This is a genomic window from Sporichthya brevicatena, assembly GCF_039525035.1.
In the GTDB taxonomy this organism is placed as follows: Bacteria; Actinomycetota; Actinomycetes; order Sporichthyales; family Sporichthyaceae; genus Sporichthya; species Sporichthya brevicatena.
Genome location: NZ_BAAAHE010000015.1, coordinates 15,012 through 29,081, shown reverse-complemented (window position 1 = coordinate 29,081; position 14,070 = coordinate 15,012). Strand labels below are relative to the sequence as shown.

The window sequence follows — 14,070 nt, the reverse complement described above, 5'->3', positions numbered from 1 at the left end:
GAGCGGTAGTCGGCAGCGGGAGTCGTCCGCTCGCAGACCACCCGACCAATTATCCGTATCCGGAGCAACCCACCACATGACGAGCACCGTCGAGGCCAACCCCGCACTGCACACCCCGCCCCAGGTCGCGGTCAACGACATCGGTTCGGCTGAGGACTTCCTCGCCGCGATCGACGAGACCATCAAGTACTTCAACGATGGCGACATCGTCGAAGGCGTCATCGTCAAGGTCGACCGGGACGAGGTTCTCCTCGACATCGGTTACAAGACCGAGGGCGTCATCCCCTCCCGCGAACTCTCCATCAAGCACGACGTCGACCCCTCCGAGGTCGTTTCCGTCGGCGATGAGATCGAGGCCCTGGTTCTCCAGAAGGAGGACAAGGAAGGCCGCTTGATCCTGTCCAAGAAGCGCGCCCAGTACGAGCGCGCCTGGGGCACGATCGAGAAGATCAAGGAGGAGGACGGCATCGTCACCGGCACGGTGATCGAGGTCGTCAAGGGTGGTCTCATCCTGGACATCGGCCTCCGTGGCTTCCTCCCCGCCTCGCTGGTGGAGATGCGCCGCGTCCGCGACCTGCAGCCGTACGTCGGCAAGGAGCTCGAGGCCAAGATCATCGAGCTGGACAAGAACCGCAACAACGTGGTCCTGTCCCGCCGCGCCTGGCTCGAGCAGACCCAGTCCGAGGTCCGCCAGACGTTCCTGACGACCCTTCAGAAGGGCCAGGTCCGTTCCGGTGTCGTCTCGTCGATCGTCAACTTCGGTGCGTTCGTCGACCTCGGCGGCGTCGACGGTCTGGTGCACGTTTCCGAGCTGTCCTGGAAGCACATCGACCACCCCTCCGAGGTTGTCGAGGTGGGCCAAGAGGTCACGGTCGAGGTCCTCGACGTCGACATGGACCGCGAGCGCGTCTCCCTGTCGCTGAAGGCGACCCAGGAAGACCCGTGGCAGCAGTTCGCGCGCACCCACGCGATCGGTCAGGTCGTCCCGGGTCGCGTCACCAAGCTCGTTCCGTTCGGTGCGTTCGTCCGCGTCGACGAGGGCATCGAGGGTCTGGTCCACATCTCGGAGCTGGCCGAGCGCCACGTCGAGATCCCGGAGCAGGTCGTCCAGGTCGGCGACGAGATCTTCGTCAAGGTCATCGACATCGACCTCGAGCGTCGCCGCATCTCGCTCTCGCTGAAGCAGGCGAACGAGAACGCCGGTGCGATCGGCGACGACGAGCACTTCGACCCGGCCCAGTACGGCATGCCGGCCGAGTACGACGAGCAGGGCAACTACGTCTACCCCGAGGGCTTCGACCCGGAGACCAACGAGTGGCTCCCCGGCCACGAGGCGGCCCGCGAGAAGTGGGAGGCGCAGTACGCCGAGGCGCGTGCGCGCTTCGAGGCGCACCGCAAGCAGATGCGTGCGGCGGCCGAGGCGGACGCCGAGGCCGGCGCCGCGGCGTCGGCTCCGTCGAGCTACTCCTCGGAGGGCGCGTCCGACAGCGACGGCGGCACCCTCGCCTCCGACGAGGCGCTCGCCGCGCTGCGCGAGAAGCTCACCGGCCGTTCGTAACTGATCGATCGTCAGGGGACCCCGTCCGAGTCATTCGGGCGGGGTCCTCGGCTGTTCTGGGAGGATCGCGGTCGTGTTGATCGGACTGACCGGGGGCATCGGCTCCGGCAAGACAACCGTCTCCGACCTGCTCGGGGAGTGGGGCGCGGTGATCGTCGACGCCGACGTCATCGCGCGTGAGGTGGTGGCCTCCGGGACACCCGGGTTGGCGGCCGTCGCCGAGGCGTTCGGGCCCGAGGTGATCGGGCCCGACGGCGGACTGGACCGCGAACGCGTGGCCGCGATCGTCTTCAACGACCCGGCGGCGCGGGCGACGCTGAACGGCATCGTCCATCCGCTGGTGCGGGCGCGGTCGAAGGAACTGACCGAAGCCGCGCCGGCCGGCTCGATCGTCGTCCAGGCCATTCCGTTGCTCGCCGAGACCGGTCAGCGCGGCAACTTCGACCTCGTCGTCGTCGTGGACGTCGACCCGGAGGTCGCGGTGCAGCGGCTGGTCACGTGGCGCGGCATGTCCGAGGCCGATGCGCGGGCCCGCATCGCGGCCCAGGCCTCCCGGGAACAACGGCTCGCGATCGCCGACGTCGTCCTCGACAACTCCGGCGACCGCGAGCACCTCGAGGCTCAGGTCGAGCAGCTCTGGACGGAGCTCCAGCGCCGGTCAGCGCCCCAGTAGGGGGTCAGGAGCGCCCGCCCACCAGTTCGGCGGGGGAGTCGTCCCACGCCGGGACGACCATCGTGCCGCCGTCGTACTCGGCCTCGGGGCGGGTGATCAGGTACGGGGTGCGGACCTCGGTCTCGCGGACCGTGCCGATCAGCACCAGTCCCGCGACCTTGTCCTTGGTGCCGCACCGCTCGAGCAGGTCGGCGGTGTGCTTGGCGGCGCCGCGGTCGGTCCGGCCCGCCTTCGCCACGATCAGCACCGCGTCCGCGATCTCCAGGGCGTCGAGCGCGTCACCGGCGCACGCCAGCGGCTCGGAGTCGATGACGACCACGTCGACGAGCCGCCGCGCGACGGTGACCACCTGCGGCAGTGCGCTGGCCAGCTGGCCCGGCTCACGGCCGCCGCGCGTGCCGATGGAGAGCACGAGGACGCCCGGGGTCTCGGTCTGCTGCACGACCTCCGCGAGCCGTGCGCCGGGGTCGGCGGCGGCGAGCAGGTCGGACAGGCCGGTGTTGGGCTGGATGCCCACGCCGTAGTGCGCGGTGGGGTGCCCGAAGTCGCAGTCGACGAGCAGCACCCGGCGGCCCGACTCGGCCAGCGCCGCCGCCAGGTTGCGGGCGACGCTGGAGCGCCCGTCCCCGCGGTTCGGCGACGTCACCGCGATGACCCGCGGCGCGGCCTCACCCTGCTTGCCGCGGTTGAGCACCGCACAGCGCAGCACGCGGTAGGCCTCGGCGACCGTGCCGGTGGGCCGGGCCAGGAACGCGACGTAGCCGGCGTAGCGCGCGCGGGCCCGCGTGCGGGGGATCTCGACGAGCACCGAGCTGGAGTACGCCCGCTCGACCGCCCGCCGGTCGTGCAGGCGGCCGTCGCGGCCCGGCGCGATCGTGCCGGCGATCAGGACGCCGAGGACGAGCCCGGCGAGGCCGCCGAGAGCGCCCCGCTCGTACGGGTCGGATGGGACGCGCTCGGTCGTGCGCGGGGCCGCGACCGGGGTGCCGATCGGGCGCAGCGAGATGCCGGTGGTGGCGGCGATGTAGTCCGCGGCGGCCTGCGCGTACGCGGCGGCCACCTCGACGGCGGCCGTCGGGTCGTTGCCGGTCGTCGCGGTGACGACGATCGAGCCGGCCTCCTCGTCGAGCGCGACCGTGACGGTGTCGGAGAACAGGTCCGAGCGCAGCAGCATGTTCCGCTCCGCCGCGGCGTCGGCGACCTCGGGCTGGGCGGCCACCCGTGAGGCGAGCTCGAGGTGCTGCCGGGTCTGCGAGGTCGACGCGGTCGTCGCGTCGGGGGAGAGGACCAGCTCGGTCGACGCGCTCCCGGGCGAGGACCGCAGGCGCTCGGCCGCGGACGGCGCCGTCGCGGCCGCCAGCCCCGCTCCGAGCGCGACCAGCGCCGCGACCACCCACCACCGACGTAGGACTCTCCGGCTGAACCGGATCCCCCCGAAGTTCCCCATCGCCAACCGCCTTCTCACGTACTCGTGGACTCGTCGGGCACGTGGCGTCCCCCGCGCGATCGGTGGCCCCCCTGATGCGCGCGTGGTGCCTGTGCACCTTGATCGTTTCTGATGTCCGTTTTGTCCGGCAATGCCTGAGGGACAAACATGACCGGAAGTAAACTTCTGGTTCTGCTGTGACGGACGTGTTGAGCCGGACGGGTGGCGTCGGGCTGGGGAGTGGGTCAGTCCCCGCGCGGGACCAGCGGCAGCACCGGCGCCGGAGGCCGGGGCGTGGTGCCCGGGGCGGGCAGACCGTCGACGAGGGCGCGAACCAGGTCCAGCACGTCGTCCGCGTCGAGGACGAGGGCGGAGAACGGTCCTTCGGTCGTGCCGATGCCCAGGCGCACGGACCGGGCGTCGGGGGACCAGGCCACGCTCAGGGCCCGGGCGGGGTCGGCGACGTCGGAGAACGAGGCGGCGGGCGGTCCGAACTCGGGGCGGGAGGGACGGCGCAGCGGCACGACGTCGGCCATACGGGGAATTGTCCCTGGCGACAACGGCGCGTTGTCAATTCGCGGCCGGAGGATCTCACGTGATTCTCAAGGCGGCCGTTGTGCCTTAGTTTCGACGCGCGTTCACCCGTGCTTTCCCCGTCGGTCACGTCCGGTCACCCGCGGGTCCACTCCTCGCCCCTTCGAGGCACCCATGAGCGAGCTCGTCCAAGAACGTGTCGTCACCGCCATCAGCCACGACCAGGTCGCTGCGCCGGGCAGCGGGACGTGGGTCCTCGACGCCGGGCACTGCCCCCGCCCCGTCTGCCGGTTCGCCGCACCGCTGTTCCGCACCGGCTTCCAGCGCGGGTTCGGCGAGACCTTCGCCCGGTACGGCGTCCTGCTCGACCACATGGACGTCGCGATCGTCCGGGGCTTCATCTACAACCAGTTGCGCGCCCTCGGCGCCCCGCCGGAGGCGGTGAACCACCCGCCGAAGGAGGTCTTCGACCAGATCCTGGCGGGGTCGCCGCCGCACCAGGAGCGGCTCGCCACCGCCGATCTCGTGTGGGCGACGCGGCGCTGGCGGGAGGACCTCGACCGCTGGGACACGTTGGAGAAGCCGGCGCGGAACGCCCGGCGCGACGCACTCGACGCGGTCGACCTCGCGAGCCTGAGCGACGAGGAGCTGCTCGAGCACCTCGCCGTCTGCCGGGACGAGGTCATCGAGGGGTGGTACGTCCATCACCGGTACAACGGGGCGGCGCTGCTGCCCGTCGGCGACTACGTCGTCCACGCGCTGCGCTGGACCGGCCGTTCGCCGTCCGAGCTGCTGATGGCTCTCGCCGGGACCAGCCCGGTCTCCTCCGGCGGCGGGCCGGAGCTCGCGGTCCTCGCGGCCGCCGTCCGGGACGACCCGGCGGCGCAGATCCTCGCCACCGCCGAGCGCGACCCGGCCGAGATCGTGGCCGCCCTGGCCGGCTGGCCGGGCGCGGTGGGTGAGGCCTTCGCCGCCTACGAGCGCGTCGTCCGCTTCCTCGCGATCGAGGGTGAGGACTCGATCGGCATGCCGTGCACGATCGAGGAGCCCGAGCTGATGGTCAGCCGGCTGCGCGCCGCGCTCGACGCCCCCGCGGTCGACCCGGCGCAGACCGCGGCCGCGGCCGCCTGCGCCGCGATCCGTGCGGCCGTCCCGCCCGAGCACCGCGCCGAGTTCGACGACCTGCTGGCGGAGGCGCGGCTGGTCTACCGGATGCGGGACGAGCGGGCCGTCCACGGCGACCGGGCCATCGGCACCGTCACCCGGCGCGCTCTGCTCGAGGTCGGGCGTCGCCTGGTGCAACGTCAGTTGCTCGACGCGCCCGACCACGCGGTGGACCTCGACCTCGACGAGGTGGCCTCGCTGCTGCGCGACGGCTCGGGCCCCGACACCGCCGAGGTCGCCCGCCGGGTGTTCTGGCGGCTGAGCGCGGACTACCGCGAGATGCCACCGATCTTCGGCGAGGTCCCCGGCCCGCCGCTGCCGGCCGAGTGGCTGCCGCCGGCGGCCGCGCGCATCCACATCGCGTTCGGGTTCGCCATCGACGCGGTGCTCTCCGACATCGGGCCCGCCGCGGCGGCCGAGGACGGCGTCGTGACCGGAATGCCGGTGGGCGGCGGCGTGCGCGAGGGCACGGCCAAGGTCCTGCGCGGCGCCGACGACCTCGACCGCATCGAGCCCGGCGACATCCTCGTCACGACCTCCACGGGTCCGGCGTTCAACCTCGTGCTGCCGATGCTCGCGGGCCTGGTCACCGACCGTGGCGGCCTGCTCTCCCACGCCGCGATCGTGGCGCGGGAGTTCGCGCTGCCCGCCGTCGTGGGGTGTGCGATCGCGACGATCTCGATCCCGGACGGTGCGCGCGTGCGCATCGACGGCGACGCGGGGACGGTCACGCTGCTGTGAGCGGTTCGGCACGAGCAGGGCGCCGGGGCAGGCACCGGGTGAGGCGAACCTGGTGATGTCGCCGGTCGAGCGGCGGCTGCTCGCGGCCGCCTGCCTGACCACCACGCTCGTGCCGATCAGTTCGACGATGATCGCGGTCGCGCTGCCGGACGTCCGCGACGACTTCGGGTTGTCCGTGGCGGCGGCGGTGTGGCTGGTCAGTTCCTACCTCGTCGTCACCGCCGCGAGTCAGCCGGTCGCGGGCAGCCTGGGCGACCGGCTGGGCCGGCACCGGTTGGTGGTGTTCGGCATCGTCGGCTTCGGTGCGGCCTCGATCCTCGGCGCGGCCGCGCCCACGTTCGAGATCGCGGTGGCGGCCCGGTGCATCCAGGCCGTGTGCGGTGCGCTCGCGCTGGTGAACGCCGCGGCGACGGTGCGCACGGTGCTGCCCGCGGAGCGCCGCGGCCGCGCCTTCGGCCTGATCGGCGCCTCCGCGACGCTCTCCGCCGCCGCCGGGCCTCCCGTCGGCGGCATCGCCGTCGCCGCCGCCGGATGGCGGGGGACGTTCCTCGCGGTGCTGCCGCTGGTGGCGCTCGCGCTGATCACCGTCCTCCGCTGGCTGCCGGCGGGGGAGCCCGACGGCGCCCGCGAGGCCGCCCGCTCGCGTTTCGACGTCGTCGGCTCGGTGCTCCTGCTGGGGACGCTGTCGCTGTCGGCGGTCCTGGTCAACCAGCTCGCGGCCGAACGGCCCGCGACGCTGCTGGTCGGCCTGGCCGCCGCCGCGACGGCGCTGGCCTTCCTGTTCGCCCGCCAGGAACGCGCGCACCCGCAGCCGGTGCTGGACCTCGGCGTGCTGCGCGTCCGCGCCGTCGCGGCGGCGGGGGTGGCGATCGGGGCCTCGAACCTGGCGCAGTACCTCGTGCTGCTCGCCGTCCCGCTGCTCATCGAGGGCCACACGTCGAGCGCGGGCGCGGGCGTGATCCTGGCGCCGATGCTGGTCGGCTCCGGCATCTTCGCCCCGATCGGTGGGCGCCTCGCGGACCGGTACGGCCGCCGTGCCCCCGCCATGGGTGGCTGCGTCGTCCTCGCGGTTGCGATGGGCGGCATGGTGCCGTTGGACCTGCACGAGAACGTCGTGCTCACCGCCGTCCTGCTGGGACTGGCCGGGATGGGACTCGGGTTGTCGACGTCCGCGATCGTCACGGCCGGCGCCGAGGCCCTGCCGGCGGCTCAGGCCGGGGTCGCCGCCGGCGTGTCCTCGTCCTCGCGCTACCTCGGCAGCATCCTCGGGACGAGCCTGCTCGCGGTCCTCGTCGACAGCGGGACGGGCCGGCCGGTGTTCGCCGTCGCCGCTGCGGCGGCGGTGGTCGCGGCGCTGGCCGCGGCGGCCTTCGTCCAGGATCGCCCCGTACGCTGACCGGCGGACCGGACCCGGCGGGACGCCCGGGGCCGTCGCTCACCGAGGGGATTGCGCACGTGGCGTACGACGCAGGGGCGGAAGGGTCGCTGGACGACCTGGCGCTGGCCCGGGAACTCGCGGCGGCGGCGGGGGAGCGCCTGGCCGAGCTGCGGGCCGGCTGGGAGGGCGACGAGGCGGACCTGCGCAAGGCCGGGGACGCCGCCGCCCAGGAGCTGCTCGCGGCACGCCTGACCGCGGCGCGGCCCGACGACGCCGTGCTGTCCGAGGAGGCCAAGGACGACCCCGTCCGCCTCGGGGCGGACCGTGTCTGGATCGTCGACCCGCTCGACGGCACCCGCGAGTTCGGCGAGGGCCGCCACGACTGGGCCGTGCACGTCGCGCTGTGGGAGCGCTCCGCGGGTGCCGCGGGGGACCTGACCGTGGGCGCGGTCGCCCTGCCCGGGCGGGGCCTGGTGCTCGGCTCCGACGGTGCGCAGCGGGTGCCCGAGGCCGCCGAGGGCAGCCCGATCCGCATCGCGGTCAGCCGCACCCGCCCGCCGGCGGTCGCCGTGGCGGTCGCGGAGGCGCTCGGGGCGGAGCTGGTCCCGATGGGGTCGGCGGGCTACAAGGTCACGGCGGTCGTCCGCGGCGAGGTCGACGCGTACGTCCACGGCGGGGGCCAGTACGAATGGGACTCCGCGGCGCCGGTCGCGGTCGCCCGCGCCGCCGGGGTGCACACCAGCCGCCTCGACGGATCGCCCCTGATCTACAACCGGCCCGACCCGCTGCTGCCCGATCTGGTCATCGCGCGGGCCGAGCTGGCCCAGCCGCTGCTGGCCGCCATCGCCGCCGCGTCCGCGACCTGAGTGATCGTCGCCGGGCTCGACACGGGAGAATTCGCCTCATGAGCGAGAAGACGATCGCCTCGAACGACTACCAGCTGAGCCAGTTGCGCGTGCTGGAGTCCGAGTCGGTGCACATCATCCGCGAGGTCGCCGCCGAGATGGAGCGGCCCTGCCTGCTGTTCTCCGGCGGCAAGGACTCCGCGGTCATGCTGCACATCGCGGCGAAGGCGTTCGCCCCGGCGAAGATCCCCTTCCCGGTCATGCACGTCGACACCGGGCACAACTTCCCCGAGGTGCTGGAGTTCCGCGACGCCGAGGTCGAGCGGTTCGGCGTCCAGCTGATCGTGGCCTCGGTCCCCGAGGCGATCGAGCGCGGGATGGTCCGCGAGGAGCCCAACGGCTCGCGCAACCGGATCCAGACGCCGGTCCTGCTCGAAGCCTGTGAGAAGCACCGCTTCACCGCGCTGTTCGGCGGCGCGCGCCGCGACGAGGAGCGGGCGCGGGCGAAGGAGCGGATCTTCTCCTTCCGCGACGAGTTCGGCCAGTGGGACCCGAAGAACCAGCGCCCGGAGCTGTGGAACCTCTACAACGGACGCATCCACACGGGTGAGTCGATCCGGGTGTTCCCGCTGTCCAACTGGACCGAGCTCGACATCTGGCACTACATCGGCGAGGAGAACGTGCAGCTCCCGTCGATCTACTACGCCCACGAGCGCGAGGTGTTCCTCCGCGACGGGATGCTGATGGCGAACAACGAGTTCTGCCGGCCGCGCGAGGGCGAGGAGACCTTCACCGCAATGGTGCGCTACCGCACCGTCGGTGACGCCACGCTCACCGCGGCGGTGCGCTCCGACGCCACGACCGTCGAGGCGATCATCGAGGAGGTCGGCGCCACCCGGCAGACCGAACGCGGCGCCACCCGCGGTGACGACCGCGCCACCGAGGCAGCAATGGAAGACCGCAAGAAGGAGGGGTACTTCTAATGGACCTTCTGCGGTTCGCCACCGCCGGTTCCGTCGACGACGGCAAGTCGACGCTCATCGGCCGCCTGCTCTACGACACCAAGTCGATCTTCGAGGACCAGCTCGAGCACGTCGAGAAGGTCAGCCGCGACAAGGGACGCGAGTACACCGACCTCGCGCTGCTCACCGACGGCCTGCGCGCCGAGCGCGAGCAGGGCATCACCATCGACGTCGCGTACCGCTACTTCGCCACCCCGAAGCGGAAGTTCATCATCGCGGACACCCCGGGGCACATTCAGTACACGCGCAACATGGTGACGGGGGCGTCGACCGCGGACCTCGCGATCATCCTCGTCGACGCGCGCAACGGACTGGTCGAGCAGTCCCGCCGGCACGCGTTCCTCGCCTCGCTGCTGCAGGTGCCGCACGTCGTCGTCGCCATCAACAAGATGGACCTCGTCGACTGGGACCAGGCGGTCTACGACCGGATCCACGCCGAGTTCAAGGCCTTCGCCGCCCGGCTGCGTATCCCGGACCTGGTGACGATCCCGGTGTCGGCGCTCAACGGCGACAACGTCGTCGAGCGCTCGTCGGCCTCGCCCTGGTACGGCGGGTCGTCGCTGCTGCACCACCTGGAGAACGTCCACGTCGCCAGCGACCGCAACCTGATCGACGTCCGGTTCCCCGTCCAGTACGTGATCCGGCCGCAGACCAAGGAGCACCACGACTACCGCGGGTACGCGGGCCAGGTCGCCGGTGGTGTGCTGAAGCCGGGCGACACCGTCACCGTCCTGCCGAGCGGCTTCTCGACCACGATCGAGGCGATCGACTCGCTCAACGGTCCGGTGGAGCAGGCCTTCTCGCCGATGTCGATCGTCGTGCGCCTCGCCGACAACCTCGACGTCAGCCGCGGCGACATGATCTGCCGCCCGCACAACATGCCCACGGTCACGCAGGACATCGATGCGATGGTCTGCTGGATGGCGACCGAGCCGCTGCGGCCCGGCATGAAGCTCGCGATCAAGCACACGACGCGGTCCGCGCGGGCGCTCGTCAAGGACCTGCAGTACCGGCTGGACATCAACACGCTGCACCGGGACGAGACCACCGGCCAACTCGGACTGAACGACATCGGACGGGTGCGTCTGCGGACAACGGCCCCGCTCTTCGTCGATGATTACGGCAAGAACCGGGCGACCGGGGGATTCATCCTCATCGACGAGGGAACGAACGTGACAGTCGGCGCCGGGATGATCACCGACACGCAGTGACACGGCCGCCTCGAACCTTGGAGCGGTGCACATGTCTCGGCCCGGTCGTACCTTCGCAACCGCTGTGGGCGTCCTGGCCTTCGCGTTGACCGCTCCGAGCGCACTGGCGGGGCCGGCGGACGCCCCGTCCGTCGCGGCCGACGACCCGACGCCCTCGCCGTCGCCCACGCCGTCGCCCACGCCCAGCCCGACCCCGGGGGGCCTGTTCCCGAACGCCGCGACCCCGACGCCGACGCCGACCCCCACGCCCGTCCCGCCGAAGGACACCGGCAAGGAGGTCGACCCCCGGTTCCTGCCGGACTTCCGGTTGGCCGGGGTCCAGGACCTGCGGCTGACGCGGGACCGCGGTGGCCGCCTGCAGCTGCGCTTCTCCAGCACGCTGCTGAACCACGGGACGCACGAGATGAAGGTGCGCGCGGTGCGGCCGAAGCCCAAGGGCAAGTTCACCGTGTCGCAGCGGATCCGGCTGAAGAACGGTCACTGGACCTGGCGGAAGCTCCCGGTCGGGACCGTCTACGCCGGCGACGGCCACTCGCACCAGCACCTCCGCGACATCGTGCAGTACCGGATGTACCTCGTGGACGCCGACGGCAACCTGGTGACGGAGGACAAGCGCCGCGCGCGCAAGATCGGTTTCTGCATCTACGACAACGTCCGGCTGCCGGCCCGCGCCGGGCAGCCGAAGCGGCCGGTCTTCAAGCGGGGTGGTTGCGGCACCCGAACCTCGACCAAGCTCTCGATGGGGCTGTCCGTCGGATGGGGCGACTTCTACGACTGGCGGTTGCCCGGCCAGTACGTGAGCCTGGCCGGCCTGCCGGCGGGGGTGTACACCTTGATCGGCGAGGCGAACCCGCAGGGCGTGCTGTACGAGCAGAAGACCAAGAACAACGGAGTCTTCCTGAAGTTCAAGCTGCGCCGGTCGGGCAAGGTGTCGATCAAGATCCTCGGCAAGGGCTACCGGCCCGGCGACAAGTCGGTCGCGAACGTCTCGTCGCACGACGACTCCGGCCCGTCCGACCGTTCGCCCGGCGACCACACGCACTCGAGCGAACCGGCCGCGACCGCGGCTCGACCGGTCCGGGCTCTGGCGTCCCGGCGCCCGGGGCGGTTGACTACCCGTCATGGCCTTCGACGCGAGCACCCTTGACGCCATCCTGAACAACGCCGTCGCCGAGGGACACGTCCCCGGCCTGGCGGCCGTGGTCGTCGACCGGGACGGCACGCTGTACTCCGGCGCCGCCGGGTCGGTGCGCGCGGGCGGTGAGGCGGTCAGTGCGTCGACGATGTTCCGGTACGCCTCCTGCACGAAGGCAATCGCCAGCGTCGCCGCCCTGCAGCTGATCGAGCAGGGGAAGCTGTCGCTCGACGACGAGGTCTCGGCGCTGCTGCCGGAGTTCGCCAAACTCCAGGTGCTCGACGGGTTCGACGGCGACCAGCCGATCCTCCGCCCGCCGGCGCGCTCGCCGCTGGTGCGTGAGCTGCTGACCCACTCGTCGGGTCTGACGTACTTCTTCACCAACGCCGCGATGGCGCAGTTCCACGCGGCCACCGGGGCTCCCGACATTCTGACGGGGCAGAAGGCAGCGCTCACCGACGTCCCGCTGGCCCGCGACCCCGGTCAGATCTGGGACTACGGCACCAACACCGACTGGCTCGGCCTGCTCGTCGAGCAGGTCAGCGGACAGTCGTTCGACGCGTACCTCGACGAGCACGTCCTCGGCCCGCTCGGCATGACCGACGTGACGTTCTCCCCGACGCCCGAGCAGCGCGACCGGCTCATGCCGGTGCACGCCCGGACCCCGGACGGCGGCCTGGCCGAGACCCCGCTGGAGCTCGCGGAGAACCCCGAGTACTTCTCCGGCGGGCACGGCCTCTACGGCACCGCCGAGGCCTACGGCCGCTTTCTCCGCGCGATGCTGCGCGGCGGCGAGCTCGACGGCAACCGGATCCTGCAGCAGGAGACCGTCGAGCTCGCGTTCAGCGACCAGCTTCGCGGCGTCCCGATGCCGACGGACGGGATCGTCTCCACCGTCCCCGAGTTGACCAACGACGTCCCGCCGTTCCCGTTCGCGGAGTCCTGGGGCCTCGGCTTCCACCTGGTGCTCGAAGACGTCCCCGGCGCCCGCCGCGCCGGCACCGGCGACTGGGCCGGCATCTTCAACCTCTACTACTGGATCGACCGGTCCACCGGGGTCGGCGGCATGATCCTGACCCAGGTGCTCCCGTTCTTCGACGCCGGCGTCGTCACCACCTCGATGGGCCTCGAGGCCGCCGTCTACGCGGAGCTCGGCATCGCGTAGCCCGCCGGGGTCGCCCGCCGGGGTTGCCCGCCGGGGTCGCCCGCCGGGGTTGCGCTTCACTCGCCGGGAGCAGCCCTTACTCGCTCGGCCGGGCGAGTGAGGCCTGTCGCCGACGAGTGAAGCGCGTCCAGATCAGGCGCCGGCGCGGGCTCGGCGGAGAGCGGCGCGGACGCGACGGAGGACATCGTCGGCCGCGTTCATGAGCTGACCCCACGTCACGCGGATCACCTGGTAGCCGGCGGCACGGAGCTCGTCCTCGCGGAGCTTCTCCTTCCACAGCGCGTCGGGGTCGTCGTACTTGAGGCGGCCGTCGAACTCGACGATCACGCGCTCGTCGGCGAAGAGGAAGTCCACGCGCCCGATCGTCGTTCCGTCGCCGCGGCAGATGGTCACCTGCGCCTGGGGGTGGAGCCCGGCCTCGGCGAGGATGGCGCGGGTGAGGGACTCGCCGACCGACTCGGTGTCGCCATCGGCGATCTCGAGCGCGCGGGCGGCGCGGCGGGTGTAGGGCCATCCGCGGCAGTCGGTCAGCACCTGATCGATTTGCGGCTTCGTCGTCAGCTTCCTCCGCAGTGCGGACTCCGCCATCGCCACCCCCGCGCGGAAGTGGTGATGCCGCGCCAGGTCCACGACGGTGCGGGCCACGGTCGTGACGGGGAGGTCGCCCGGTCCGGTGGTGACGTGGCTCGCCGGCAGCTGCGCCGGCCACAGCCGCAACCCCGGGTAGGTGCGTACCTTGCCGAGCTCGGGCACCGCGAGCCAGACGGTGTCGAGATCGGGCGGGGTCAGGAAGTCCAGCCCCCACAGCACTCCCGCCGACCGATGGGCGACGACGGCGTCCGGCGAGCTCACCGCCAGCAGCGCGGCGCCCGCGCAGGCCAGGTGCTGATCGCGCGGGTCCGGTTCCGGCCCACCCCGCTGGTAGATCCCGCGACGGAGCGTCGCCCACTGCCGGGCCACCCGCAGGCGTTCGATCTCGTCGCGCGAGTAGCCGAGCTCCCGGGCCCGCGCGGCCGGAATCAGCGGCTCCAGCGCCGCCGGCCGCGGCGGTGCGGTCGTTCCCCAGTCGTCTGGTCGTTTCATGACGTCCCCCCGGTTCGCCGTGTCTGGCGGGGGATTCTCGCCCATCCGCGGCTCCGGGCCCCGACGTTGTCCACAGGTGCCGACTCCCGGCTCGCCGGGGGCCGCGCTTCACTCGCCGGAAGCAGCCCTTACTCG

General features: G+C 72.2%; 12 protein-coding genes. 9 read left to right on the top strand and 3 right to left on the bottom strand.

Features of this window, described 5'->3' with window-relative positions:
- The first annotated feature begins 76 nt into the window (after positions 1 to 76).
- Positions 77 to 1,558 (top strand): 30S ribosomal protein S1, encoded by a 1,482-nt coding sequence (rpsA, locus tag ABD401_RS10285; protein WP_344604310.1) that lies wholly within the window; start codon positions 77 to 79, stop codon positions 1,556 to 1,558.
- Between the two features lie 64 nt (positions 1,559 to 1,622).
- Positions 1,623 to 2,231, top strand: coding sequence for a dephospho-CoA kinase (gene coaE, locus ABD401_RS10280; protein ID WP_344604473.1), 609 nt, complete (start codon positions 1,623 to 1,625; stop codon positions 2,229 to 2,231).
- Positions 2,232 to 2,235: 4 nt separating this feature from the next.
- On the opposite strand, the gene ABD401_RS10275 is transcribed toward coaE, so the two are convergent.
- Both ABD401_RS10275 and ABD401_RS10270 read right to left on the bottom strand, forming a co-directional pair.
- The gene (locus ABD401_RS10275) at positions 2,236 to 3,678 is read right to left on the bottom strand and encodes a CpsD/CapB family tyrosine-protein kinase (protein WP_344604308.1); all 1,443 of its coding nucleotides are present in this window, start codon (positions 3,676 to 3,678) and stop codon (positions 2,236 to 2,238) included.
- 224 nt (positions 3,679 to 3,902) lie between these two features.
- Positions 3,903 to 4,193, bottom strand: coding sequence for a hypothetical protein (locus ABD401_RS10270; protein WP_344604306.1), 291 nt, complete (start codon positions 4,191 to 4,193; stop codon positions 3,903 to 3,905).
- 172 nt (positions 4,194 to 4,365) lie between these two features.
- On the opposite strand from ABD401_RS10270, the gene ABD401_RS10265 reads away from it, so the two are divergent.
- The 7 genes from ABD401_RS10265 (at position 4,366) to ABD401_RS10235 (ending at position 12,852) form a co-directional block, all read left to right on the top strand.
- The gene (locus ABD401_RS10265) at positions 4,366 to 6,096 is read left to right on the top strand and encodes a PEP-utilizing enzyme (protein WP_344604304.1); all 1,731 of its coding nucleotides are present in this window, start codon (positions 4,366 to 4,368) and stop codon (positions 6,094 to 6,096) included.
- Positions 6,097 to 6,151: 55 nt separating this feature from the next.
- The gene (locus ABD401_RS10260) at positions 6,152 to 7,492 is read left to right on the top strand and encodes an MFS transporter (RefSeq protein WP_344604302.1); all 1,341 of its coding nucleotides are present in this window, start codon (positions 6,152 to 6,154) and stop codon (positions 7,490 to 7,492) included.
- A gap of 59 nt (positions 7,493 to 7,551) precedes the next feature.
- Positions 7,552 to 8,340, top strand: a complete 789-nt coding sequence (locus ABD401_RS10255) for a 3'(2'),5'-bisphosphate nucleotidase CysQ (protein WP_344604300.1) — start codon at positions 7,552 to 7,554, stop codon at positions 8,338 to 8,340.
- A gap of 38 nt (positions 8,341 to 8,378) precedes the next feature.
- Positions 8,379 to 9,302: a sulfate adenylyltransferase subunit CysD gene (gene cysD, locus ABD401_RS10250; protein ID WP_344604298.1), complete on the top strand. Its 924-nt coding sequence runs from the start codon at positions 8,379 to 8,381 to the stop codon at positions 9,300 to 9,302.
- Entirely contained in the window at positions 9,302 to 10,552 is a 1,251-nt protein-coding gene (locus ABD401_RS10245; protein WP_344604296.1) for a sulfate adenylyltransferase subunit 1, read from the top strand. The genes cysD and ABD401_RS10245 overlap by 1 nt, the downstream gene beginning before the upstream one ends.
- A 64-nt stretch (positions 10,553 to 10,616) precedes the next feature.
- Complete coding sequence (locus ABD401_RS10240; protein WP_344604294.1) at positions 10,617 to 11,699, top strand: hypothetical protein; 1,083 nt, start codon at positions 10,617 to 10,619, stop codon at positions 11,697 to 11,699.
- Positions 11,674 to 12,852: a serine hydrolase domain-containing protein gene (locus tag ABD401_RS10235; protein WP_344604292.1), complete on the top strand. Its 1,179-nt coding sequence runs from the start codon at positions 11,674 to 11,676 to the stop codon at positions 12,850 to 12,852. The genes ABD401_RS10240 and ABD401_RS10235 overlap by 26 nt, the downstream gene beginning before the upstream one ends.
- 132 nt (positions 12,853 to 12,984) lie before the next feature.
- Here the strand turns inward: ABD401_RS10235 and ABD401_RS10230 are convergent, their stop codons facing one another.
- The gene (locus ABD401_RS10230) at positions 12,985 to 13,935 is read right to left on the bottom strand and encodes a DUF559 domain-containing protein (RefSeq protein WP_344604290.1); all 951 of its coding nucleotides are present in this window, start codon (positions 13,933 to 13,935) and stop codon (positions 12,985 to 12,987) included.
- Between the last annotated feature and the right edge of the window lie 135 nt (positions 13,936 to 14,070).

Bases quoted from the DNA above. Each gene is read 5' to 3' on its own strand.
- ABD401_RS10235 (WP_344604292.1), top strand. From the start codon at position 11,674: ATGGCCTTCGACGCGAGCACCCTTGACGCCATCCTGAACAACGCCGTC.
- ABD401_RS10265 (WP_344604304.1), top strand. From the start codon at position 4,366: ATGAGCGAGCTCGTCCAAGAACGTGTCGTCACCGCCATCAGCCACGAC.
- ABD401_RS10230 (WP_344604290.1), bottom strand. From the start codon at position 13,935: ATGAAACGACCAGACGACTGGGGAACGACCGCACCGCCGCGGCCGGCG.
- ABD401_RS10245 (WP_344604296.1), top strand. From the start codon at position 9,302: ATGGACCTTCTGCGGTTCGCCACCGCCGGTTCCGTCGACGACGGCAAG.
- cysD (WP_344604298.1), top strand. From the start codon at position 8,379: ATGAGCGAGAAGACGATCGCCTCGAACGACTACCAGCTGAGCCAGTTG.
- rpsA (WP_344604310.1), top strand. From the start codon at position 77: ATGACGAGCACCGTCGAGGCCAACCCCGCACTGCACACCCCGCCCCAG.
- ABD401_RS10260 (WP_344604302.1), top strand. From the start codon at position 6,152: ATGTCGCCGGTCGAGCGGCGGCTGCTCGCGGCCGCCTGCCTGACCACC.
- ABD401_RS10275 (WP_344604308.1), bottom strand. From the start codon at position 3,678: ATGGGGAACTTCGGGGGGATCCGGTTCAGCCGGAGAGTCCTACGTCGG.
- ABD401_RS10270 (WP_344604306.1), bottom strand. From the start codon at position 4,193: ATGGCCGACGTCGTGCCGCTGCGCCGTCCCTCCCGCCCCGAGTTCGGA.